The organism is Bacillus sp. S71, from assembly GCF_016625265.1.
Classification (GTDB): Bacteria; Bacillota; Bacilli; order Bacillales; family Bacillaceae_G; genus Bacillus_A; species Bacillus_A cereus.
Genome location: NZ_JACVUW010000003.1, coordinates 206,496 through 231,224 on the forward strand (window position 1 = coordinate 206,496; position 24,729 = coordinate 231,224).

A 24,729-nucleotide genomic window follows, 5' to 3' on the forward strand; every position below is an offset into this window, starting at 1 on the left:
AAAGACACCCTAAGGTGCTATCCTCCGACTTGAGAATCGTATCTATGTATGGAGAAATTTAGAAAAGACAAATACAAAAGAGAAGATTCTAACTATAATTTATAGAGCTCTTATGCCATGAATTACTTACTTATTTCCTTATTTACCAGGAGAAGAATCTCAGTTACATTATTTTCTGAACAGTCTCGTTAAAGCCATCCCAAGAAATCCAATGCCCATTCCTATTAGCCATCCAGTTTGGGCATTACCTAACATAGATCCCACTCCTCCACCAAGAAACATACAGCCAACGAATACTAATCCTCCAATTCCCCAATTCGGCCGTTCCATAATTCAATCACATCCTTTCAATAAAACATATGCGATTAGCTCCCTCAACTTTCTTCCATAGAATATCTCATTATTTTGCTTAAGTTTAGCGCTTCAGGGCATTCAAAAGATGCGAAGCTTGAGTCATTTATATAGATTGTAGAAGTATGGAGATTTTCCACATTTTAAAATAGTAAAGTATAAACATGAAAAAACTCCTAACAAATTTTGTTCGGAGTTTTTTCAAATACGCGGTATTTATTTAATCTTCATTATTGAGTTCTATTGTACCTGTTCTAGCACTAACTTTTAAAATATTTAACAGATTATCAGGTGTCTTGATTTCCACTTCATATTCAAATTTTGATTGTGCTAAGTTGTCATCTTCTAATTCGAATTCTTTTTTCACATTAATAATTTCTCCATTTGTATGAGCTAAAGAAATTTCACGAACTTGTTTCTCTGTGTAGTTTTCATTCTTTTTTGCATAATTGTAACCCATACCATAATATCCACCAACAATAGCAATACCACTTACTAAAATAGCAATTACACTTATAATTATTTTCTTTTTATGTTTTAACATTTTCATCCACTCCTTAATGATTAATCATCTATTCCAAATCTTGCTTCAAGTGCATTTTCTGCTTGCTCTAATTGATCTTCTAGTATATCGTGTTCTTTTTCTTGCGTTTGATATTGTTCAACAGTTATCGTTCCAGCGCGATAATCTGCTTCTAGCTGATTATCAGATAGATCTATCTTGTCATCCAATTGGTCAATTTCTTTTTTTGCTGCTAAGTACGTATTTAAGTTTTCTTCTTTTGCTCCAACTGGTTTTGTTTTATTTGCCTTTTCTACAATAGATGTGACTTCGTTTTTGAAATCTTGTATTTGCTTCTTATCATTTGTAGCAGCTTGTGTTTTGTTTGGTTCTTGTTGTAGTTGAGCGACTTCTTTTTGCAATTTATCATTTTCCACTTTCAGTTGTTGTACTTCTGTATTGTTATCAGCTTGAGTAGAACAAGCTGATAACAATAAACAGGACATTGCTCCAATCAGCATCCATTTTCCCATTCTGTTTTCCTCCCTTTACATGTGCACCTTATCCTTGCCTTTATATTACCGAACAAACATTAAAGGAAGATTAATGTACAAAAAAATAAAGTGAAGGCTTTTACAGGCAGTTAATCCCTACCTAACTCCCTCGCATTCACCGAATTTTGAGGGAGTAGTCTTACTGCCCGTTAATGCGGGATAAAATGATATAATTAACTAGTTTCTAATCTTTCTTTAATGTTTTGGAATTATAGTGATACATATTAATAAGAAGAAAAGGAGAATGTTAATGCGAGTTCTTATTGTCGAAGATGAACAAGACTTACAAAATATATTGGTGAAACGATTAAATGCAGAACATTATAGTGTCGATGCATGTGGGAATGGAGAAGATGCCCTGGATTATATAAACATGGCTACCTACGATTTGATTGTCCTTGACATTATGATTCCCGGAATAGATGGTTTACGCGTATTACAAAGATTACGCGCGGACAATAATGCAACTCCTGTCTTGCTTCTTACAGCTAAAGATACAATTGATGATCGTGTAACAGGACTCGACTTAGGTGCGGATGATTATTTAGTAAAGCCGTTTGCTTTTGATGAACTGTTAGCAAGAATTCGAGTGTTAATGCGAAGAAAAACAGGAAATACATCTAATGTATTTGAAATCGCTGACCTAGTGGTAGATTGCAATATGCATAAAGTAACAAGAGGAGACCAAGTTATCACTCTTTCCAGTAAAGAATTTGCTATTTTAGAATATATGATTCGTAATAAAGAAGTTGTGCTGACACGAGATAAAATTGAGCAACATGTGTGGAATTACGACTATGAAGGCGGATCGAATATTATTGATGTTTACGTCCGCTATCTTCGTAAAAAAATTGATAGCCAGTTTGAAACGAAGTTAATTCATACAGTGCGCGGAACTGGTTACGTATTGCGAGTAGAATCATGAAAAGACTATCAATAAAAATGAGAGTGACCCTGTGGTATACGGGGCTAATTGTAATTATTATGGCACTCGTGTTAGCTTTTATTTTAACTTCTTCAGATAAAGTTTTGCTTTTTAATATGAAAGATCAATTAAAGAGCACAGTAAAAGAAAGCATGGAAGATATCGAATATAAGCATGGGCAGTTAAAGATTGACGATGATTTTGAAACCTTAGAAGATGGAGTAAATCTTAGTATTTATAGTAAACAAGGTGAGCTGTTGGTAGGACATAGTCCAACAAGCTTTAATAAAAAGATATCGCTTAAATCCGATGAAATACAAACCATTAAAGACGGCAATAAAGAATGGATAGTATATGATTTTCTCCATAATGCAGGCGGCGATGAGCAAGTCTGGGTTCGTGGAATAATGACTATGAACCAATTATCCTCAACGATGAATACGCTTATCGTGGTAACAATCATCTCATTCCCATTACTTATTCTTATTGCGGCATTCGGAGGATATTTTATTACGCAAAGGGCGTTTCGACCTGTGCAACAAATGAGTGATTCCGCCAGTAAAATTGGTGATGGTAAAGACCTTTCGAAGAGAATTAATTTACAAGGTTCACCGAAAGACGAAATGTATCATTTAGCACAAACCTTTGACAAAATGTTTGAGCGATTGGAGACATCATTTGAAAGTGAAAAACAATTTACATCTGACGCATCTCATGAATTAAGAACACCAACATCTGTTATTATTTCACAATGCGAATACGCTTTATCGCAGAGGAATAACCCGAAAGAAATGGAAGAATCGTTAGAAGTAATTTTAAAGCAGTCACGTAAAATGTCCGCTCTAATCTCACAACTTTTATTATTAGCAAGAGCTGACCAAGGAAACCATAATACTTTCCAATTTGAATGTATCAATATGAGTGAATTAACGGAAATCGTTGTAGAAGAACTTTCATTAATGGTTCAAGAAGCTTCGATTGAATTAACAACTAATATAGAGGAAGACCTGTTTATTAAAGCAGATCAAACATTGATGATGCGTTTATTAATGAATTTACTAACGAATGCGATTGCTTATAGTAAAGCGAGCGGAACTGTGAATATGCAACTATTCCGTGATGAAACCAACATAATAGGTAAAGTCTCCGATAATGGCATCGGCATCAGCGAGCAACAAATTACTAAAATATGGGACCGCTTCTATCGAGTTGACGCAGCACGAACATCTTCAAACATCGGAAACACAGGTTTAGGATTGTCGATGGTAAAATGGATTGTCGAACTACATGGAGGAGAAATTACGGTTGAAAGTAGATTAGGAGAAGGCAGTACTTTTACATTTAAACTACCAATTGAAAAAAGAGCATAATTTATACGTGTCTGTAGCTTCAGAATAAAGATTGATTCAAAGGCTCTCTACAATCCTTATGTAAAAATAACTGACGCATTTTAAACATCATCGATTTTATCATTTTGGACAACCTATTCTGTTAAATTAATATACATGCGAAAAAACTATCAAAATATAACCCCAGAAATCCAATGGTCTCTGGGGCTTCATTATATATTTAGCTCTTTTTGCTTTTTGTTTTGTTTATGTCTATACAGTAACTTTCGACTTATTAGAGAAATCACTAATAAGGTCAGAATTAATAAGATAAGTTGCATAAATGATAAATCAAAATATTTAGCACCTGTAACGATTAAAAGTGTAGAAATCGTGCCTTTTACAACGAAAAAAATAATAACCCATAACCCGCCTTTTTTCCAGTTCATTTTATATTACCCTTTCCTACGTTTAAATTCTTAAAATATTTAATGATAGTTCGTAAATATGACAACTTAATAGAAATCTATTATATTAACAAAAATTCATGTCTAATTAAATGCGACGATTCTATATTAAGTGAAAATGATATTCATTGTCAATTTTATTGATTATTTGAATACTTATTCTTAATCTCTTTCTACTTTGTTTCTTATAAGCAATACACTTTTATATTCAAACAAAAACACCTCCATTACATTTGCACACTTAGTATGCGAATGCAAGAGGTGTTTTTTTCATATACCATCAGATAAGATTTCCTACTTTGTTTATTTCTTGATACGTAGCTATTTTCTAGTACACGATAACCGGATCATACGTGTTCAAACTATCATATACAGTTTTTGCAACATTAGGAAGAAGGTTCACACACCCACCTGATCCTCCTGTTAAATAAGCATTATTTCCCCAGTCTTTTCGCCAGCCGGCATCGTGGAATCCTTGACCGCTATTGGTGAATGGAACCCAGTAATCTACTTTAACCGCATAATCAGCTTTCCCTACTGCGCTACCTCTTAGCGTGTATGGTGTTCGTTTGTATAGGACGTACCACACACCTGGTGATGTATCTTCACCCGTGCTATGTTTACCCGTTACTACATTTGTTGTAACGACTAATTTCCCATCTTTATAAATCCAAATTTGTTGCTCTGCAATTGAAACTTCCGCATACGTGTCTCCGATGCCATTATTCGCTGTTGTTTTATAACCGATACCTTCCTTCTCCCAACCATTTCCGTGAATATTAGAAGCAGAAAGCGCCTTTTCGCCTTTCTCAAAGGCTTGTTGAACTTGTTTAGTTTCTTTTTCAACATCTAGTGCCCAGCCGTAGCCTTGCCCTTTTACTGATATAACTGAACCGGAATGCGTTTTAAATGAGAAATCTTTATTTAATGTTGATTTGGCATTATTAATTTCAGTAATTTTCTTCTTAATGTCACTCGCATCAATTGTAACTTTCATATCCTTTGACATAGAGGCATTTTGAATTAAATCTTTCGCTTTTAAAGGATAAACTTCATCCTGCACTTTATACTCAACAGACTGCCCAAGAAGATTCTGTAGTGCTTTCTCCTCTTTTTTGACAATCGGATCGTCTTCTTTAATAGGTTTTATGTATGCAGACTTCAGATGAATTTCGCTTTTATATTTTTGCTTATCGTAATCTTTCAGTAGACTAGTAACGTCATACTGTTTTCCTTCAACACTTTTCGAAATAACAATTTTCCCTTGTTCTAGCTTCGCCATAGCATCTTGAGGCGCTTTTAATTTTTCATTCATAGAGATGAGCGTTTCTTCTACAAGTTTTTTCATCGTTTCACTACGATACTGATCTGCCTTCTCTGGTAGCAATGAATAATTTTCTCCCTTTGAGGAAGGGAAAAATGTCCACTGACTTTTTAATAGTTTCTTAACTTGAGGCAAATCTTTTTCCGTAAGTTCCGTTTTTGTATCTTTTTCATCTAAAATTTGTTGTTGATCAACATAGACTTTGTTTGCTAGTCCAGATGTCTTTAATTTCTGTATTGCCTGATCAGCGCTCAGACCACCAACTTTTGTGTCATTAATTGTAACATTCGAATTGAAGTGAGTTGCCTGATAATAACTCATTCCCCCAATAAGAAGTGCAATTACACCAATACCCGCTGCGATAAACTTCCAATTTGTATAACGTTTTTTTGATCTTACTCGTTTTTGATCAATTTCTTCAACTGATTCATTTGTTGTATTGTTGTTCATCAATCTTTCCCCCGTATGCATTAACGTCAAACGATTTTCAACTAAAATCATAGACTAGTGTACCTTATTTTTCCTAAAATTTCATTATTTCCGACCACATTTTATCGCAATTTAATGATTTAATTTAGATTTTTTAATAGTACGATGCATTGAACAGCCCTTTACAAGTCATAAAGTGAAACTTAAATTAACCGTCACACCAAGATATTTAGCTTAATATTCTAGGGGGAAATTTTTCTCTTTACGTAAAATACGAATTATATTATCCATTTTCATGAACATCAACCCCTAATTTTGTAAAAAAAATAAACGATAGTCCTTCTACATTTTTGATAAAAGGACTATCGTTTTTTCAGTTAGAGTATTTGTATAATCGTTTAACTTTTTATTTCCTGAAGGTCTAATGTGATGAAGATGATGAAATTTCATCTCATAGCCTTTAAATGAAAAACATTATTTTTTTATGACAATCAAGTTTATTTTTATAAATTAAACCCTTAGCTTGATGCCTTCCATATATCCAGCAGCCTAAGATTAAGTAAGAGTCCGTTCAACTAGATTTTTTCTAATATTTTTAGGAGTATCTTATTTCAGCCTCGTCATATTACACTAGTTGAATTTAAAACAAATCCGTATGCTATTTAGTAAAATTTACGATTCGAGACATAATTATTGCAGTAGCCAAGATAATAATAGCGGTTATCAAACCAGATTCTCCAATCCAAATCTCAGTTTGATCTCCTGTACTTGCACGTGCGAAAGGTCCTTGAATAATGGCATTCCAAGTAGTATGAATGATAACCGAAGGCCAAACGCTACCTGTGATAAGTCGTAAATAAGCTGTAATATAACTGAATGGCACAATACAAAAATAGATGCCAAGTACTGAAAGTAGGGCCGATGTTCCCTCTACATATAGACCAGCAATAACAATTGGAACATGCCACGTTGCCCAAATCAATCCGCTAATAAGGATTGGGCGTGAAAACTCTGCATCGATTAGTCTTGTAAGCATATAACCTCGCCAACCCATTTCTTCTCCCATAACTGGAATTAAGTTAAGCAAGCTACCTAAAACTCCGCTCAATACTACTATAAAAATGAAACTTAATGGTATCGGTAGATACTGAAATCCAAGTATATTGTAAATAGGTTCTAGCATACCACCTTGCGGGGGCTGAAACCTCGCAATTCCGCTCAACCAGGCGATAGAATAAGTAATTCCACAAATAATCATAGGTATTAGCAGAGCAAAACCAATCCCCTTCCATATCTTTAAGTTACCGAGACTAAAAGATACATCTTTAAACCCTTCTTTCAATATTATGCGAGTCAAAATAGAAGAAAATGCTGGGGTAAACATATATACCACAATAAGCGGCATACTTTTAGTAATCATTACTACTACATTTAGAATAATAGAAGTAATGGTTAAGATACTTAGAAAGAGTTGAAGTCCTATTTTAGCACGTTGGATTTTATCTTTATTGTGGAATGCTTCTCCGTGTAATAACATTGTAATCCGCCCTTCCCCTTTTATTCATTTGTTTATCAAATTTACTTCCTGTCATTTCAACAGCTACAACTTAGAATAAAAATATTTTGACATACAGATCATTCATCTTTAAAATCCCTCCCAAATTCATAATCTAGTCTTACTTGCGATTCAACAATTTAATTATTATTTATAAACTGTCATAGCCGATAGTACAAAAGTGTAATGATTAACCTATGACTTGTGTCAATTAATCTTATGACAATATGTAACTAGAAAATATGATATGGAATAAATAACAATTGAATTAAAGCAATTGATTCGTGCAAGTACATGAATCAATCTTGCTTTTGAAAATAATTCAATTGAGGTGGGCAAAAATGAATAAGAAAAGAATGATTGCAATGGTTAGTACAGCTTTATTAGTCACAGGATGCGCGGAAGTAGGAAACGCTCAAACTGTAGCAGTCGAAAATTCAGGTCAATCAGTCCAAAAAAATATAGTTAAATCAATACAATCACAGGCTAACCCATTAAAAACGATAGAGCCGTCAAAACCATTTGAAGATTTAAAACCACTTAAGAAAATGATTGGGAACGCGCAATATGTAGGATTAGGAGAGAATACTCATGGAAGCTCTGAAATTTTTACTATGAAGTTTCGCCTTGTGAAATATTTGGTTACTGAAATGGGTTTTACGAATTTTGCAATGGAAGAAGATTGGGGAAACGGCTTAAAACTAAATGAATATATCCAAACAGGAAAAGGAAACCCTAGGGAATTTTTAAAATTGTTATATCCTACTGATGAAATTATAGCCATGATTGAGTGGATGAAAGATTATAATGCTGATCCATCCAATAAAAAAAAGATCCAATTTATTGGGCTCGACTTAAAGGCATTGGACCAAGGTAGCTTTAATAAAGTAATTGATTATGTAAGGCTCCATCGACCAGATTTGCTGGCAGAAGTAGAAGAAAATTATAAAGAATTGTCTTCTTTTACTGGAAGTATACAGGAATATATGAAACTTGCTCCTGAAAGAAAAGAGAAGTTTAAAGCAAACGCTGAGAGAGTAGCCCGATTACTAAAAGATGAGAATGAGCAAGCCAACACAGAAATAATTCCATCCGAGTACATCTGGGCGAAAGCAACGGCAAGTGCAATAGAGAAATTTACCACAATGCTACTTCCTAACGACTATCCAAGTATAATAAAACTACATGAACAATACTTGGCCGATCATGCAATGTGGGCACAAGAGACATTTGGTGGTAAAACGATGGTATGGGCACACAATATTCATATAGCTAAAGGAATTATCGATGAGAAATTATACCCTTATGTTGCGGGGCAGTTTTTGAAGGAACGTTTAGACAATAATTATGTCACAATTGGTAGTACAACTACGGAGGGGAATTTTACCTTATACAGCGAATATGATCCTTCCACTGGAGGTAAGATTACAACCGACACTATTCCACAAGATGTAAAAAGTTTCAATTATACTCTCGGAAAAGTGCCATATAAAATGTTTTTATTGGATAACCGTCACCTTAAAGGACAAGCAGAAAAATGGGTTAAAGCAAAAAGACCATTACTAAGTATAGGGGGGCAAATCCTCCCGAACAGTTCGGTGTATTTTGATACTTCATTGTTTGAGCAATTTGATATTATTTTTCATATTCGAAAAACAAGTCCATCTCATATTAAATAAAAGTACAAAACAATCCCGTTCTTGCAGATGTAAGAACGGGATTGTTTTGTGAGGATTAATAAAGTGAAACTTTAATCAGCAGTTTTTTGTTCATCCCCCACTGATTATTAGCCTTCACCAATCGTGCGTTTACCGGCAGCCCGCCCCCCACCTAACGCTGAATTTTGAGGTGGGAGTCTTACTGCCCAGTAAATAGCGGGATAAAAGCATCTTTTTTAACCAGAAGTAAGCTGCTCTCCCCTTTTTAACATCATTTAGAACTGTCATATGACACTTTTACACTAGTGAGAATGACAAAAAAAGCAGTATGATTCGGTTATTACATAGATAGGAGCGATGAACTTTATGAAATCAAGATTCATCCAGAATGGTTATTTTTTATTGCTAACTTTCGGTACAGGATTGTTTTATTTTTGTTTTTACCTAATAGCTCTGCTATTTAGTTTAATCCTTTCATTTACTGTTGTTGGGATTCCATTAATTATGCGCGTACTACAGACTACCACACCCTTTATCCAATTCGAGCGCATACAGACGAAAATTTATACAGATATTTCAACAGACTCTTACGATAGAAGTATAACAATGGATACATCGAACTGGTCTCAGGTGAAATTAGTGCTAACAGATCGTCACACTTGGTGTGCTGTCTATTGGCTAATGCAGAAATTTACGATTGGCATTTTCAGTCTCATTAGTGCAATCATTTTTTACGTAATGCCACTTATGTTCCTGTTGGCACCACTACTGTATCGATACATCAATATGAATATTATATTTATACAAATAGATACTTTTACCAAGTCACTCTTTGTAATGTTTATGGGTATAGTATTTACCGCCATAAGTATTAGAATAGTCGATGGTTTGACAAAGAAAATTGGGGGCTATACACGTAGTATGATTCGGCAACTAAATCAATAGAAGTTTGCATTTTGTGAGTAGTATCGTAGTTTTAAATTAAAAAGTATAATAAGGCAGGAAGGATTAAATTATAATATAGGAAGTAAAATGGTAGGCTATTTAGGGGGTAAAGGACTTGTTAGATATGGTTAAGTATTGGTTTTGGTATGATTGGATTATGTTAGGGGTACGCCTACTTGCTAGTGTGTCTATCATTCTAGCTACATTAAATTTTCAGGATGGTTTAACATTACCACTTTGGATTATTATTCTTTGGGAAATTATTGCCTTCTCTGTTCCATGGGTAGCCTTACTATTCAATTATAAATATTATTTGTTCACAGAAATACTGCTGTATGGTGGACTATGTATATATTTAACCTCATTATTTCCAGGGGCTTACAACACATTTCTTATATCAGTGTTTCTAATTGCTGCGAATAGTAAGCATTTGTCCTATTATTGGACAGCTCCAATAACGGTTTTTATAACAACTGGAATTTTCTATGCGGTCTCGCCAAGTAATAGCTATTGGATTATGGTCACCTATTATGGATTCGCATATGTAATGGGCTTCGCTTTTCATTTATTAATCGTCAATCATAAACAAAATGAATCAATTCGTAAACAAAACGCAGTACTTGAGCAATATATGTCTCAGATTGAACGCATTACACTGGCGGAAGAACGAAACAGACTGTCGAGTGAGCTTCATGATACAGTTGGTCACGCTTATACTTCTATTATTATGGGGATGGAAACGTTGCGCACCGAACTTGCTACTGAAATGGGTATACAGAGGCTAGATTCTCTGCTTGAAATGGGACGTAAAAGCATCGAGGACGTGAGAGGTTACCTACATCAAATGGAGTCTCCTTGTCAATCGCCTTCCTTAATTCAATCTCTCCAAAATCTTGGAGCCGAATTTCAGGAGCACGCTCAGGTTAATGTAAGTTTTCGGGCATACGGAGAGGAATATGAAATGTCTCGGCAAGCGAAGATAGCGTTCATTCGTTGCTTACAAGAGTCCCTTACGAATGCAGTACGTCATGGTCAGGGAACTGAAATTATAGTTTCATTGCAGTTTGAACAACAATATACGAGATTAGAAGTTCAAGATAATGGAAAAGGAAATGTAGAATGGCAGGAAGGCTTCGGTCTGAATGCAATGAAAGAACGAGCAATGAATTTGCAAGGTCAATTGTCTGTATATACAAAGCCAGATGAAGGAATGCTTGTTACATGTACCATACCGCGACAAACTGAAATAAAAGATGGACTTATTCGTTTGTTAATTGTAGACGACCAGCCGTTTGTTCGGGAAAGTTTGAGGACACTACTCGATAGATATGAAGATTTAAATGTAGTCGGTTTGGCCGAGGATGGCAATGAAGCCATCGATTTGTGTGGGCGCCTTCAGCCTCATGTTATACTTATGGATTTAGATATGCAACACATGGATGGAGTCGAAGCAACCAAAAAGATTAAGCAACAATGGCCACATATCTGCATATTGATTTTTACCACTTTTCAGGATACCGAACAGGCGTTGGAATCGCTTCGCAACGGTGCGGATGGTTTTTTACTCAAATCTATTGAAACATTGGAGCTAGCTAATACGATCCGACTTATTCACAAAGGTGGGACACTGATTGATCAAGGAATGTCTCACAAAATATTTGAGAAATTTGATGAGCAAAAAGAGACACCACAATCAAAAGCAACCGCTTATGAGCTAACAGCTAGGGAGATAGAAATATTGCAACTAGTAGCCAAGGGACTTCGATACACTACCATAGCATCAAGGTTATATTTATCGAATGGTACGGTCAGAAATTATGCTTCCACAGCTTATACAAAGCTAGGAGTCCGTAACAAAGAAGAAGCTGTGCAAAAGGCTCTAGAAATTGGAATTATTGAATAAAAAAACGTTTTTTGTTTCTTTACAGCAAGGTAAAATGTAGCTACAAGGTACAGTAAAAGATAAAGTGAAACTTTAATCAGTGGGGTTTGTTCATCCCCCACTGATTATCAGCCCTCACCAATCGTGCTGCCCGTTAATGCGGGATAAACAACATCATTACATTAATCTTTTTTAGGGAGTACAATTCCTTTAAATAATTGAACAGTAATCCAGTAATACATCGAGTAAATTACTACAAAAATAACAAGTGGTAACCAAATGCGGGAGTACGGATCGATTACAAGAGGGCTAAACATGTTCATACCAACTAATATATGAGTAATCCCTACAATTGCTGGGAATAAGAATATGAAGAATAACTCTTTATAAATCGATTTTGTTAATAACTCTCGGCGAACACCAATTTTATGAAGCATTTGATAACGTGTTACATCTTTTGATGCTCCCGACAGAACTTTAAACATTAAGCAGCTTGCCATCATTGCTAAAAATGCAATTCCAACGAAGAAACCCATAAACATTAGTCCGCTGGCAAAATCATGACTCATAATATATGTTTGATACTTACTACCCAATTCTTCCGCTTTCACATTTTTATATTTTGCTATCTGTAATTCATCAAGTTTTTTCCATTCTTTTATGTATGATCCAAAATCATCTGTTTTCCCCATAAACACAATACTTTCTTTCCCCTTCAATCCATTGTATATGTTATAATCTACAATTTTTATTTCATAATCAGGATATAAATAATTGGGCTGGATCGTTCTGAAAACCTGAATCCATTGTTTTGTGTCTGTCTCTCCTTCAGCCCGTTTTATTGAAAATGCAACAATTGGTATTTCCTCTGAAGCTTTCTCTATTTTCATACCTTGCAAGAAAGGGCGATTTTTCTCTACATCTTCTTTAAGATAATAAACATATCTATCATCAACTTTGTAATGATATTCAAGTTTTTCTTGAAATAAGATACTACCCAAAATTGTCTTTTCTTCCACTGTTGGATTATGAATGACTGAATCGTAAATTTGTATTTGATCTGTAATTTTTAGGATGTTGTTTTTAAATGCCATACCACAAGCAATTCCACCAGCACCAAGAGCCACTAAAATTGCTACTGTTGCAAGCACATTTGTTAGACTATTAATGCGGAAATTTAATTGTGCAAAAGTAAAAGCATTGAGGCCTTTTTCACTACGTTTTTTATTACTCTTTAGCTTGTTAATCATAACTGGAAGAAGTGATCCAAATATAAGGTAAGTACCAACAGTTGCTGAGATTAATCCAACAGCCATTAATCCCAAAACAATTAGCGAATTTGCATATGATATATAAATAAGTGATGCATAACCAATACCCAATAAAAGAATACCAAGGAATGCAACTACAACTGTCATTTTTCCTTTTATGGCAACACGTTCTGTTTGTTCATCAGCATGTACAAGTTGCAGTACAGAAATACGAGATAATTTAATACTATTCATAATTGCAGATAATACAAAGAGTGCAAAGAAAAAGATGCAAGTAATAGCTATAGATGGCAGATAAAATGCTTTATAACCTTCGCCAGCAAACTCGAGTTGTTTCATTAATAGCTGACCGATACCTTCTGCAAGTCCTACACCAATTGTAATTCCAATCAAAAGAGAGGTGGCACCTAATATGATTGTTTCAATGAACATAAGTAAGGTAACTTTATGCTTTTTTGCTCCTAACATCATATACATACCAAATTCTTTTTGACGAAGAGCTGATAAGAAAGAGTTTGCATATAAAATATAGAAAAATGTGATAATCGCTAACAAAACGGAACCAATTTTAAAGACAGCCACAATATCCCTAATAGAAGAGTTAGATTCAAGGAACGTTTTATTGGATGCTAGCGTTTGAAACATATAAAAAGTTGAAATAGAGACAATAAGACCAACAAGTAAAACAATGTAATCTTGCAACTTACTTTTTAGGCCTGACATAGAAAGCTTAAATAACATGATTGAACTTCCTTCCTTACGCTTTTTGTGTGCCTAAGTTTGCAAGCACATCTAAAATTTCTTTATAGAATTCTTCACGGGTACTACCGCGATGAATTTCTTTATATAACTCACCATCTTGAATGAATAAAATACGTTGACAGTAACTTGCGCTGTAAGGATCGTGCGTAACCATCATAATGGATACACCTTGCTCTTTATTTAAGCTTGTCATGGCATTAAGTAAACTCGTTGCATTTTTAGAATCTAGGGCTCCAGTCGGCTCGTCTCCCAAAATAATTGCTGGTTCATGAACTAGCGCACGTGCTGCTGCGGAACGTTGCTTTTGTCCACCAGATACTTCAGGAGGATATTTTTGAAGTATAGCTGTAATGCCTAACATATCAGCTACTTTTTCTACTTTCTTTCCAATATTACGAGATGAAACACCTTGAAGTGAAAGTGGGAGTGCGATATTTTCATAGATAGATAAATTCTCCAATAAGTTAAAGTCTTGGAAAATGAATCCTAACTTTTGTGAACGAAAATCAGAAAGTTCACCCTGCTTCATCCTCGTAATATCCGTTCCTGCAATTTCAACAACGCCGCCTGTCGCTTTATCTAACGTTGAAATTACATTTAATAATGTTGTTTTACCAGAACCAGAAGGCCCCATAATACCAACAAACTCTCCCTCTTGAATTGAGAATGATACACCTTTTAATGCGTGTGATTGATTCTCACCTTTTTTACCGTACAATTTTTGAATGTTTTTTACATCTACAACTGGCTTTATCATTTATATCCTCCTACATTTTTTTATTTCATTACAATAAGCTACAATGAAATCTTTCCTTTTATCTTCTTTGCTCACCTCATCACTTTGAATACACCCATGATAAACTATGAAAATTAGGAAACACCCCGTAAAATCCTTAAGATTTCTTAAGTTTTAAAAAAAGCTTATGGAACCTGTAGTTCCATAAGCTTTCTATCTAATTGAATGTTCAACAATAAAAGACATCCAACCATCTTTATATTCTGCATGTATATTACCATGATGAAGTTCAACAATTCTTTTTGAAATAGCAAGTCCCAGTCCATTTCCCTGGTCATCTTTTCTTGCCTTGTCCCCCCTGAAAAACCTTTCAAACAATTTATTTGGATCGCTAACAGGCGGTTTCTCGACTTTATTTGATACTTTCAACATTGCCTTGTTACCTATTAGTTCAAGACATATAGATAATTCGGATGGTTTCATGCTGTACTTTATCGCATTCATAAAAAGATTTTCATAAACACGTACCATTTTTTCTACATCTATGAAGATAGGTATTGTTTCTTGCGTAATTGATTTTTGAACGATTAAACTTTCCTTTTCAAATATAGGTATGTATTCTCCAACTATTTGTTCCAACAAACCTGATAAATCAACTTCATTAAGGTTTAACTTAGCATCTATACCTGATAAACGAGTATACTCAAACAGCTCATCAATTAAATATTTCAGTCTCTGTGACTTTGAATACGTGGTTTCAAGGTATTCCTGTAATTGTATGTTACTGTTGTATTGCCCTCTTTTTAATAAATCTATATAGCCAATAATAGATGTTAAAGGTGTGCGTAAATCATGAGATACATTGGTGATAAGTTCATTTTTTGTACGTTCTAATTGTCTTTCTTGTTCAAATGTATTCTCCAATTCCTTGGACATATAGTTGATATTTTGAGCAAGTTGGGTCAATTCGTCCTTCCCCTTAATCCCAATTGTTAAACCCAGTTTTCCATTTGCAATATCATTCACATTTTCCGAAATGAGCTTCAAATATACTATTTTCTTTCGAACCAATAGCAAAAAGATTACTATAAAGTTTAAGATTGCGAACGTAAATAAGAACAACATTGCGAGTCTCACTTCAAACATGCCAAAATCTTCGTGTTTTATAAAAAATGGATCTATGACGTATTGCACAATGAGAATTGTTAAACCAAATGAAATAAAAAAACTAATTGCAACAGCACCAAGAAGTTTTATAATAATCTTATTTCTGAAACTAACATTCTTCATATTTTATACCCAATTCCCCAAACAGTTTTAATATAAATGGGATGTTTAGAATCTTCTTCAATTTTGTCTCTTATTTTTGTAATATGCACCATGACGGTATTATCTGATTTATAAAAAACCTCTTTCCAAACTGCTTCATATATTTTTGCTACACTCAGGACAATCCCTTTGTTGCGGGCGAGTAGTTCGAGAATAGCAAACTCTTTTGGAGTTAACCTTGTTTCTTTTCCCCTTACCCATACTTGACGTGTATCTGTATTTACGGTTAAATCACCAATTTCTAGAATGCTTTTATTATGTTCTATGGATGTATTGTATTTTTTAAACCTTCTTAATTGGGATTTTACCCTAGCAATTAATTCTAGTGGGTTAAACGGTTTTGATAAATAATCGTCTGCACCAGAGGCTAGGCCCTGAATTTTGTCTATATCCTCAGATTTTGCAGATAGCATAATGATAGGCATATTGCGATCTTCCCTAATTTTCATACATGCTTCAATGCCATCCATATTCGGCATCATAATATCTAAAATAATCAAATCAAAGTCCTTTTCTTCTAACAGTTGTAAAGCTTGTATAGCATCTTCTGCCTTTTGAGTTTTTAGACCTTCATTTTCCAGATATACCGAGATAAGATTTCTAATCTCTTTATCATCATCAACAATAAGAATTTTCGACTCCATTTTATTCCTCCACATTAAATGCAATAAGTATTCAATAAAGCATATATTTGTTGTTACTTAGTTAATAAACTTAATAGAGATGGTTTCTATCTTCTTTCTTTACTTAAGACGATCTTTTGTAAAATACACAAAAAGACCGTCACAGTATTGTGACGAAAAAACAAGAAAATTTCAATAACTAATACTATTATTATTTATTTTTGCTTTTAAGACACCCAGCGCTATTTTGGTTGCTTCTGCAATAAGCTTATCATCGTATTTAGCATCCTCTTTATCATGATTAGAAAGTATCGCAAGAATAATTGGCTTTTTATTTGGTGGCCAAATAATTGCGATATCATTTCTGGTTCCATAAGATCCCGAGCCCGTCTTATCAGCTACTTCCCATCCTCCTGGAACTCCAGCACGAATTAAGTTGTCTCCCGTAGTATTCCTTTTCATCCAATCTATTAATAAATCCCGTTTCTCAGTTGAAAGTACATCTCCTAGCGCAAAAGCCTGAAGACTAGTAGCTAATGCCTTTGGGGTACTAGTATCATGTACGTCTCCTGGATGCACTTCGTTTAACTCTGGTTCAAAACGTTCAGGATTTGTAACGGTATCTCCTATTTCTCTCAGTGATTTTTTGAATTCACTAGGTCCACCTAATTGTTTAAGAATAAGATTTTGCGCAGTATTATCACTATATCGAAGGGAAGCATCTGCAAGCTCTTTCAGAGTCATACCCCTATCAACATACTTTTCTGTAATTGGATTGTAATTAACAAGATCTTCACGAGTATACAAAACTCTTTGATTTAGATCTTCTATTGATTTCTTTTGTAAAAGTACTCCCACAGCTAAAGCTTTGTGGGTAGATGCGTATGCAAACCGTTTATCTGATTGATACGTAACGGTTTGATTCGTATCAGTGTCCAATGCATAAATACCGAGTTTAGCATCAAATTCTTTTTCAAGTTTAGCAAAAGAATCATTACCAGTAGTTTCTTGTTTGGTTTGATTTGTTTGTTTTGTTTGTTTAGGTAATTCAGACTGAGTATTGCCATCGGAACAGCCTATAAGCGTTGCACATGAAAGAAATACTACAGGTACCATCTTTTTGTAATGTAAAATGTTAAAAAACTTGTTTAAGACTATCATACATTTTCAACCTCTTTCAAGAATATATAGTTTTTCTAGGTGTTATACATATCGATACAATTAAAGAGTGTATCGGATATCACTCTTCTTGCATCTCACTTTTCATAAAATGATTGAACTATCATGAACACCTGTTTTATACGTATACTTAATAGACAACCTAAGTAACAAGTTTGTTCCATTTTTATCAGTAGTCGTATCTAGAAACCTAAAAAAGTCCATTTAGAAGATTTAAATGGACTTTTTCACTCATATAATACTATCTATAGTTAAACAAATAAGATTAAATACATTTAAATTTTCTTGTTTTATCTAATAAACTGTTTAGGCATTTCTTTAACGTGCTTATCATCATCACGCCAATCATAGGTTTCTTTCTGCGAAACATCTAAAGTTTGATCTCCAATTCTAACAATATTCTTATTTACCCATTCAATATATGGATCGGTATCTGGATAATTCCAATATATATTTTTCTCTGAATCTGTATCAAGGTTAACTAATTCACCCCTAACAGCATCCGCACTTAATGATCCTGCATTATGAAAATAAGTCTTGATGAGATATTTTCCATCTGGAGATTTCACTGTTCGAATTAATTCCCCTTTTGGAACACCTTGCAAACTAAAAAGTTTCCAATATCCAAATCCAATTATAATTACTAACATAGTAAGTATAGTTAGTAATACTTTTCTTTTTGTTTTTTTAATTTCACCTTTTGTATTTATAATACTCATTCAACTCCATTCCATAATATATCAAAAATAAAAATCCTCTGTTAATACGGGATAAACATGAAAATTCCCATTTAGGAAAACTTTAAAAAATCAGACAGTATACTTGAATTGCTCTCCGCAAGAGAATATACTAATAAAGCAGGCTATGACGTTCCTTCCTTCTAACTTCTTTGGCGAAATAGGGATGTTACTTTCCTGCTAAACACATAGGCTATGACAATTCTTCCTTCTTTGTAGAAATTTCAAATTGTTTTAGAGTTGTCAATTTCCTATGAAAATAATTAGACTATAAAACCTCTTTCTTCTTTGGTCCTGAATAAACTTTAGTTTATCAACCATTGATGTAGAGGTTTTCTTTTCTTAATTAACAAATTACCACTTAACACCTAAATGTTATACCCCTAATTTTTCACTAAAAAATAGCTTTATACCCTCAGTGCATTTCTCTACAATTAGTGTGTTTATGCATGTAAAAATAAAAATCTACCACTGAAAGGAGGACAGTCAGACTATTCCCCTCTTTTATAAGGAGTGAATAGCTGGCGTTCTCATGAAAAATTCTATTTACATAAGAAGAAGTTTGAAAGTAATTATAAAAAGAGAAGAAAATAAACTACCGAACATTTATTTAGCCACTGTTTTAAAAAACTTGGAAAGTTTAGGATTTACTTTTTCCGAGCCTTTAATAGAAGAGTTGCAAACACTTTCGGTTGATGCATTCACATCGTTTTACAAAGAGTTGGTAAAACATTTAAAAGAAATGGTTGGTGCACATATTCAGTTTACTCCTATGTATCCAAACTTTCCGCAACAAATGATGGATTTAAGTGACGCTGATTTATACATCAATGCCGTTATTCATTATGTGACGTTGCGCCTACCTGTATCAAAAGTAGAAGAACGACTCCCTCTTTTAGATAGCGTTGATTTGAAAGTTATTGACTTAGGAAGTGAAGAAGATTTCAATCAAATGATTTCTCAATTGATTAGTGCAAACAGCTCTATTTCCTCAACTGATAAGACAGATGTAGAATGGGCTATTACACACACTGAAGATGTTTCCTGTTTTCTACCTAATGTAATTCCTCATAAGGAAAATATGTCTTTTATAATTGGGGTTTTATTAATAAACAGAAAAATATCAGCCGATGCTGCTGCAAAGTATTTTAAAACGGCAACTGATGTTCTTCGCCTTGCAGTTGCTTTATCTGAAGGCGATGTGAGTTTAGCATCCTCCGTTCGATTCAAGAAGTTTAACCGAGCAGAAAGACGCTTCCTTTTAGGATTGTTAGAGCAATGCGGAAACATTACCGAAGATATGATTCGATACAAAAAACGTTGGATTCGTTTAGGTGAAATTCTTCATCCAGCAGAATATCATACTCGTTTCCCAAAAACCCACCGAGCATTTGAGATGCTTCGCAACAACATTAAAGTTGAAACATTTAATGGAAAAATAGAAGCAGCTTTGTTGAATCGTGATATCATGACAGCGAAAAATCTTTTAAAAACTCGCCCGGGGGAATTTGCCAGACGCTTGGATCATTTAATCCGTTTATGTAGTAATAAGTCAACAGATGTTTTCAATATTCTCGAAGATTTTCTAAGTATAATAGGAAACGTTTCTACTCCTGTATTACTTCAACTCACGGCTCATTTTAAGCATCGAAATGATAAAAATGAATTTCGTACCTTTTTTCCAAAGGGAAATGTAGCAAAAGCTATAGGTATTGAAAATACACTTCCATTTATCTCAGAGGATATTTGTTTAATGATTGTAAAAATGTGTGAAGATACTTTAAAAAATCGCTTCACGGAACTTCCAAGTCTTGGAAAAGTATTTTTGGATGAACAGTTAAAAAATCACTTAGTTCCCTTCTCTCAACGTTCAGCCAGCAAAGCGCTTCGCACATTATCTCGAGGAAGTAAAGTAGATTTGCCAGAAGGAGATACGATTCGTTTTTTCCTATGGTGGAAAGAAGGCTATGTGAATGGACAACATACAGGACGCGTTGACATTGATTTGTCTGCTGCAATGTACGACGAAGATTGGCAATACAAAGAACATGTATCCTTCACGAACTTACGTTCAAAAAATTTCAAAGCCTACCATAGCGGCGATATTACTTCTGCACCAAAGGGAGCATCTGAATTCATTGATTTCGATATTCCGTCTGTGCTGAAATATGGTGGACGCTATGTAGTTATGACTTTGCTTTCTTACACAGACCAACCATATAAAGATTTACCAGAATGCTTTACTGGTTGGATGGTTCGTCAATATCCTGGTTCAGGTGAAGTATTTGAACCTTCTACTGTTCAAGATAAAGTAGATATTACTGCCGACACCCAAATCTCTATTCCAGTTATTTTAGACTTAAAGGAACGAAAATTGATTTGGACAGATTTGTCTCTTACAAGAGATCTAACTTATGATAATACCATCGAGGCTAATCAAAAAGGTATGATACTAGTTGGAAAGGCTTTAACTAATTTAGTTAAACCGAATTTATATGACTTGTTCCGATTACATATTGAAGCTAGAGGTGAACTCGTTCAAGAAATCGAAGAAGCAGAAAGCATTTTTTCTTTGGATAAAGGGATTACTCCTTTCGATATCGAAAAAATAATATCTGATTTTATTGCTGACCCACAAGGCTAACTACATTACAAACATTGATAATGTGTGGAAAATATCCATGTATAATGTCTATGTGAAACAGGACCTGATAGATGAATATCAGGTCCTGTTTTTTATTTAGTAGATACTAAATAGTCCGGTTAATCATTATTCATCTAGATACACTATACTAATAAAGTGAAATTTATTAGTTAATACGTAACTAATTAAGAAACATTCATATACCAGCCCAAACATCTTTTCCATATCGCCCTTCATCTTGCACACGATCCAACCAATTTCTTGCTTCTTGTTCACTGACTTCATGAATTTCTTGATATGCTTGACAAAGGGTATCTTCTACATCTGGAGCCATTTTACTTCCATCACCACATATATAAAGATGAGCTCCATTATCTAATAACGAAATTAAATTGATTCTATCTTGTTTTATTAAATGCTGTACATATGTTTTTGGATGTCCCTCTAGACGAGAAAAAGCTGTGTGTAAAGAGATTAATCCATCTCTTTCATCATTTTCTAATTCTGTACGATAGAGATAATCTTTTTCAGGATGACGACAACCAAAATATAGATGCGCTTGTCCTAAGTTAATACCTTTTTGCTTTTGAACACGACGCGCTTGCAAGAATCCACGGAATGGTGCAATTCCAGTACCTGGCCCAACCATAATAATTGGTGTTTCTGGATCTTTAGGTAATTCAAAGTTTGATTGTGGCGTTCGAATGAAACAGATAATCTCATCTTTATTATGACGCTGAGCTAAGTAATTAGAAGCGACTCCTTCATATGTCCCTTCCCCACTCCATGCAGGCGCATTAACAACACCGACCGTAATGCTCAGACGATTGTGTGCAACGAGTGGAGAGCTTGAAATAGAATAGTAACGCGGTTTGAGCGCAGGAAGAAGTTCTAAAAAGCGTTCAAATCGGATTTCACAAGCCTCATACTTTTCAAGAAGGTCCAACATTGAAATCCGTTTCTTTAGTATTTGTTCATGGTAAACTCCTTCTTCTAATAATGCTTCCAATTCTTTTTTATGAGGAGGACATGCTGTGAATGTTACCATTTCTCGTATTTGTGCTCGAGTGGCAGCTTCTTGAACTTCAACACTATAACTAAGAAGGTCCAATAAACTAACAGGACTGTCTAAAGGTATGTGATTTATACTTCGTCCACTTGCACTCAGTATAACTTGATCCTTCCCATTTAATCCAAAACGTTTTAAAATTCGGTTGATATTTTTCTCGCTATTAACTGGCAACACTCCAAGGTGGTCTCCTTCTTTATATGTAGCGCCTTCTGGCAAAGATACCTCGATATGTCGTGTACTTCTATCACTGCTGGGTGATTGGAGTTCACGATTTTCTAGTATAGATGCATAAACTGCTTCATATGTTCGTGCAAGAGGAGATCCTCCAAGACGACTAACAAATTGCAGACTCAAAGTACTGCGCTCTTTTTCTATATTTTTGTTGAGCTCCAATCCAAATGCCTTCATCGCATCAGACCACATGTTTTGTTTCCATTGCTCAAGCTGTTCCTCGAAATCACCACTTGCATCTGCTTCTCCGCGTTTAGAAAATCTTGTTGCTCCTTTTTGAGCCATCTGCTCATCAATGTATCTTGGAATCCGTTGATAGGTACTAGCCCAATTATGATCTCCACAACCAAAAACTGCGTATTGAACACCTTTTAGCTCATCCGGTTTTAGTTCCTCCAACCATTGCACAAACTGTCCTGCATTACTTGGCGGTTTTCCATTATAAGAAGAAGTTACAATAAGAACCGCTCCTTCTTTTGGCAAACTTCCAATCCGATCGTTAAGAGCTACCACTTCCGTTCGAACTCCTTCTAAACTAGCTGTATCTGCTAATTCTCTTGCAATACCTTCTGCTACACCTGTATCCGAGCCGTACAGAACAAGAAGTGAAAGATTATCGGCCCCAATAATAGAAGGTGGCTTCTGAACGTGCTGCTTAATTTCATCGTTTTTCAGCTTGTCCTCTGTAGGTGTAAGAACAGTAGGATGACTAATAGTTTGTTTTCGGGGTAGAATCCTAATCTTAAAATCACCGGGCTTTAGCGTTAATGTTTGTTTTACGTCCAGCTGATAGTTTTGATAATCGATTAATTCAAAATGTTGAAGAAGCATTCCCATTACAAGAGTGGCTTCATGAAGTGCAAATTGCATACCGATACATGCTCTCTGGCCATTTCCAAATGGCTTATAAGCATGATGAGGAACCTTATCCAGCTCTTCAAATCGTTCAGGTTGGAATTCTTCCACATTGTCTCCCCATGCATCTTTATCCCTATGTAGCTGTGGAATAAGAACAGAAATACGATCTTCTCCTTTCTTAATTGGGTATTTCCCGCCAATCACTGTATCTTCTTTTGCATAGAGACTGAATGCTGGAGCGGTAGGCCATAGACGTAGCGATTCATTTAAAATCATCCGTATATACTTCAGTTTCATAACTTGTTGGTATGTTGGAGTAGGATCTGTCAAAACACGGTCTACTTCTTCATAGGCTTTTTTCAACTTATCCGGATTCTTTAATAAAAAATAAATTGCAAAAGATAACAATCCACTTGTTGTCTCATGTCCAGCTATTAAAAAGGTAATAATTTGGAAACGAATATTTTCATCATCTAATTTTTCACCAGTTTCCGGATCTGGCACATTTAACATACGGGAAAGTAAATCATTTTCTTCCTGATTCCCATTACTTTTACGTTCAGCAATAATATTATCTACTAAAGAAAACATAGATTGAATATCATGCTGAAATTGACGTTTCGTTCTCCACATGAGTTTATCTTCTATATCCAGCCTCTGTAATTGGTGCATCGCTTCATCTAGAGCACGGGTCATGCTAGTAATAAAAGGATGAGGGGTCTCACGATAAAAGCTATTGAATCGGTAATTAAAACCACATAGACCAATTGTATCTAACGTAAGACGAGTCATATCCTCCGGAACATCTACGTTTTCATTCGGATTAAGTCGTGCCCATTTTTGAACGAGTTGTACAGCAATATCGACCATCATGGCATGGTAATCTTTCATTGCCCGTTGGCTAAATGTAGGCATCAAAATATTATGAGCTTTTTTCCAGTTAGGCTCGTGAGTCTCGCTAGTAAATAATCCGTCCCCAGCAAAGGCACGAACTTTTGCTAAAGCACCCTCTATACTTTTATCGAACCGTGTTTCATCACAAACTTCTGCTACCAATTCATGTCCAGAAACGACAATGATGGTATCACTTAAAGTTTGAATTTGAAAAATGGGACCATACTCTTCCGCTATCTTGATAAAGGATAGGGTCGGTTTATCTTTATCGATTAATGGGAGATTACCCAGCGGTCCATATGTTTTCGGCTGAGGAATGGCAGATACTTTTTTTTCCATTTAAAACACCCTTTCAAAAAAGCATGAAATAAAGTGAAACTTTAATCAGTGGGGGTTTTGTTCATCTCCCACTGATTATTAGTTGAACCAATCGTGCTTTTACGGGCAGTTGGTCCCCCACCTAACTTCTTTGC

The 24,729-nt window shown here is 34.8% G+C and carries 19 protein-coding genes; 6 read left to right on the forward strand and 13 right to left on the reverse strand.

Annotated features, from left to right (window positions below):
• Positions 1-168: 168 nt before the first annotated feature.
• From IBT51_RS08010 to IBT51_RS08020, 3 genes are all read right to left on the reverse strand, one after another.
• On the reverse strand, positions 169-330 hold the full coding sequence (locus IBT51_RS08010) for a hypothetical protein (protein WP_000441009.1): 162 nt from the start codon (positions 328-330) through the stop codon (positions 169-171).
• 241 nt (positions 331-571) lie between these two features.
• Positions 572-895: a PepSY domain-containing protein gene (locus tag IBT51_RS08015; protein ID WP_000912131.1), complete on the reverse strand. Its 324-nt coding sequence runs from the start codon at positions 893-895 to the stop codon at positions 572-574.
• 20 nt (positions 896-915) lie between these two features.
• Entirely contained in the window at positions 916-1,386 is a 471-nt protein-coding gene (locus tag IBT51_RS08020; RefSeq protein WP_078400320.1) for a hypothetical protein, read from the reverse strand.
• Positions 1,387-1,657: 271 nt separating this feature from the next.
• Here IBT51_RS08020 and IBT51_RS08025 point away from each other — a divergent pair, with 271 nt between their 5' ends.
• Positions 1,658-2,332: a response regulator transcription factor gene (locus IBT51_RS08025; RefSeq protein WP_001264528.1), complete on the forward strand. Its 675-nt coding sequence runs from the start codon at positions 1,658-1,660 to the stop codon at positions 2,330-2,332.
• Positions 2,329-3,702 carry a sensor histidine kinase gene (locus tag IBT51_RS08030; protein ID WP_078400319.1) on the forward strand — a complete coding sequence of 458 codons (1,374 nt, stop codon included), beginning with the start codon at positions 2,329-2,331 and terminating at the stop codon, positions 3,700-3,702. Before IBT51_RS08025 ends, IBT51_RS08030 begins: the two co-directional genes overlap by 4 nt.
• Before the next feature lie 191 nt (positions 3,703-3,893).
• Here IBT51_RS08030 and IBT51_RS08035 read toward each other — a convergent pair whose 3' ends face one another.
• The 3 genes from IBT51_RS08035 to IBT51_RS08045 all read right to left on the reverse strand — a co-directional run bounded on the left by IBT51_RS08035 (position 3,894) and on the right by IBT51_RS08045 (position 7,417).
• A complete protein-coding gene (locus IBT51_RS08035) occupies positions 3,894-4,109 on the reverse strand; it encodes a hypothetical protein (RefSeq protein ID WP_001104104.1) in 216 nt (71 codons plus the stop codon).
• Between the two features lie 346 nt (positions 4,110-4,455).
• Entirely contained in the window at positions 4,456-5,901 is a 1,446-nt protein-coding gene (locus IBT51_RS08040; RefSeq protein WP_001064062.1) for a L,D-transpeptidase family protein, read from the reverse strand.
• Between the two features lie 637 nt (positions 5,902-6,538).
• Complete coding sequence (locus IBT51_RS08045; protein ID WP_000924281.1) at positions 6,539-7,417, reverse strand: CPBP family intramembrane glutamic endopeptidase; 879 nt, start codon at positions 7,415-7,417, stop codon at positions 6,539-6,541.
• A 359-nt stretch (positions 7,418-7,776) separates the two neighbouring features.
• On the opposite strand from IBT51_RS08045, the gene IBT51_RS08050 reads away from it, so the two are divergent.
• From IBT51_RS08050 to IBT51_RS08060, 3 genes are all read left to right on the forward strand, one after another.
• Positions 7,777-9,114, forward strand: coding sequence for an erythromycin esterase family protein (locus IBT51_RS08050; RefSeq protein ID WP_001036229.1), 1,338 nt, complete (start codon positions 7,777-7,779; stop codon positions 9,112-9,114).
• A 345-nt stretch (positions 9,115-9,459) separates the two neighbouring features.
• Entirely contained in the window at positions 9,460-10,038 is a 579-nt protein-coding gene (locus IBT51_RS08055) for a sensor domain-containing protein (protein WP_200458170.1), read from the forward strand.
• A 115-nt stretch (positions 10,039-10,153) separates the two neighbouring features.
• Complete coding sequence (locus IBT51_RS08060; RefSeq protein ID WP_200458169.1) at positions 10,154-11,941, forward strand: helix-turn-helix transcriptional regulator; 1,788 nt, start codon at positions 10,154-10,156, stop codon at positions 11,939-11,941.
• Positions 11,942-12,102: 161 nt separating this feature from the next.
• Here the strand turns inward: IBT51_RS08060 and IBT51_RS08065 are convergent, their stop codons facing one another.
• The 6 genes from IBT51_RS08065 to IBT51_RS08090 form a co-directional block, all read right to left on the reverse strand.
• Positions 12,103-13,932, reverse strand: coding sequence for an FtsX-like permease family protein (locus IBT51_RS08065; protein ID WP_088022872.1), 1,830 nt, complete (start codon positions 13,930-13,932; stop codon positions 12,103-12,105).
• Positions 13,933-13,948: 16 nt separating this feature from the next.
• Positions 13,949-14,710 (reverse strand): ABC transporter ATP-binding protein, encoded by a 762-nt coding sequence (locus IBT51_RS08070; RefSeq protein ID WP_197235367.1) that lies wholly within the window; start codon positions 14,708-14,710, stop codon positions 13,949-13,951.
• Between the two features lie 192 nt (positions 14,711-14,902).
• Entirely contained in the window at positions 14,903-15,979 is a 1,077-nt protein-coding gene (locus IBT51_RS08075) for a HAMP domain-containing sensor histidine kinase (RefSeq protein ID WP_000800285.1), read from the reverse strand.
• A complete protein-coding gene (locus IBT51_RS08080; RefSeq protein WP_075678214.1) occupies positions 15,976-16,662 on the reverse strand; it encodes a response regulator transcription factor in 687 nt (228 codons plus the stop codon). The genes IBT51_RS08075 and IBT51_RS08080 overlap by 4 nt, the downstream gene beginning before the upstream one ends.
• A gap of 171 nt (positions 16,663-16,833) precedes the next feature.
• Positions 16,834-17,802 (reverse strand): class A beta-lactamase, encoded by a 969-nt coding sequence (gene bla, locus IBT51_RS08085; protein WP_200458168.1) that lies wholly within the window; start codon positions 17,800-17,802, stop codon positions 16,834-16,836.
• Positions 17,803-18,110: 308 nt separating this feature from the next.
• Positions 18,111-18,539 (reverse strand): DUF5412 domain-containing protein, encoded by a 429-nt coding sequence (locus IBT51_RS08090; RefSeq protein WP_000022542.1) that lies wholly within the window; start codon positions 18,537-18,539, stop codon positions 18,111-18,113.
• 550 nt (positions 18,540-19,089) lie between these two features.
• On the opposite strand from IBT51_RS08090, the gene IBT51_RS08095 reads away from it, so the two are divergent.
• On the forward strand, positions 19,090-21,201 hold the full coding sequence (locus IBT51_RS08095; protein ID WP_142245182.1) for a TerD family protein: 2,112 nt from the start codon (positions 19,090-19,092) through the stop codon (positions 21,199-21,201).
• Positions 21,202-21,397: 196 nt separating this feature from the next.
• On the opposite strand, the gene cypD is transcribed toward IBT51_RS08095, so the two are convergent.
• Positions 21,398-24,595: a bifunctional P-450/NADPH--P450 reductase gene (gene cypD, locus IBT51_RS08100; RefSeq protein WP_078401018.1), complete on the reverse strand. Its 3,198-nt coding sequence runs from the start codon at positions 24,593-24,595 to the stop codon at positions 21,398-21,400.
• Between the last annotated feature and the right edge of the window lie 134 nt (positions 24,596-24,729).

Coding starts and splice junctions, on each gene's coding strand:
- IBT51_RS08070 (WP_197235367.1), bottom strand. CDS start 14,710: ATGATAAAGCCAGTTGTAGATGTAAAAAACATTCAAAAATTGTACGGT.
- IBT51_RS08030 (WP_078400319.1), top strand. CDS start 2,329: ATGAAAAGACTATCAATAAAAATGAGAGTGACCCTGTGGTATACGGGG.
- IBT51_RS08075 (WP_000800285.1), bottom strand. CDS start 15,979: ATGAAGAATGTTAGTTTCAGAAATAAGATTATTATAAAACTTCTTGGT.
- IBT51_RS08025 (WP_001264528.1), top strand. CDS start 1,658: ATGCGAGTTCTTATTGTCGAAGATGAACAAGACTTACAAAATATATTG.
- IBT51_RS08020 (WP_078400320.1), bottom strand. CDS start 1,386: ATGGGAAAATGGATGCTGATTGGAGCAATGTCCTGTTTATTGTTATCA.
- IBT51_RS08010 (WP_000441009.1), bottom strand. CDS start 330: ATGGAACGGCCGAATTGGGGAATTGGAGGATTAGTATTCGTTGGCTGT.
- IBT51_RS08040 (WP_001064062.1), bottom strand. CDS start 5,901: ATGAACAACAATACAACAAATGAATCAGTTGAAGAAATTGATCAAAAA.
- IBT51_RS08080 (WP_075678214.1), bottom strand. CDS start 16,662: ATGGAGTCGAAAATTCTTATTGTTGATGATGATAAAGAGATTAGAAAT.
- IBT51_RS08050 (WP_001036229.1), top strand. CDS start 7,777: ATGAATAAGAAAAGAATGATTGCAATGGTTAGTACAGCTTTATTAGTC.
- IBT51_RS08090 (WP_000022542.1), bottom strand. CDS start 18,539: ATGAGTATTATAAATACAAAAGGTGAAATTAAAAAAACAAAAAGAAAA.
- IBT51_RS08065 (WP_088022872.1), bottom strand. CDS start 13,932: ATGTTATTTAAGCTTTCTATGTCAGGCCTAAAAAGTAAGTTGCAAGAT.
- IBT51_RS08035 (WP_001104104.1), bottom strand. CDS start 4,109: ATGAACTGGAAAAAAGGCGGGTTATGGGTTATTATTTTTTTCGTTGTA.
- IBT51_RS08045 (WP_000924281.1), bottom strand. CDS start 7,417: ATGTTATTACACGGAGAAGCATTCCACAATAAAGATAAAATCCAACGT.
- bla (WP_200458168.1), bottom strand. CDS start 17,802: ATGATAGTCTTAAACAAGTTTTTTAACATTTTACATTACAAAAAGATG.
- IBT51_RS08015 (WP_000912131.1), bottom strand. CDS start 895: ATGTTAAAACATAAAAAGAAAATAATTATAAGTGTAATTGCTATTTTA.
- IBT51_RS08095 (WP_142245182.1), top strand. CDS start 19,090: ATGAAAAATTCTATTTACATAAGAAGAAGTTTGAAAGTAATTATAAAA.
- IBT51_RS08055 (WP_200458170.1), top strand. CDS start 9,460: ATGAAATCAAGATTCATCCAGAATGGTTATTTTTTATTGCTAACTTTC.
- cypD (WP_078401018.1), bottom strand. CDS start 24,595: ATGGAAAAAAAAGTATCTGCCATTCCTCAGCCGAAAACATATGGACCG.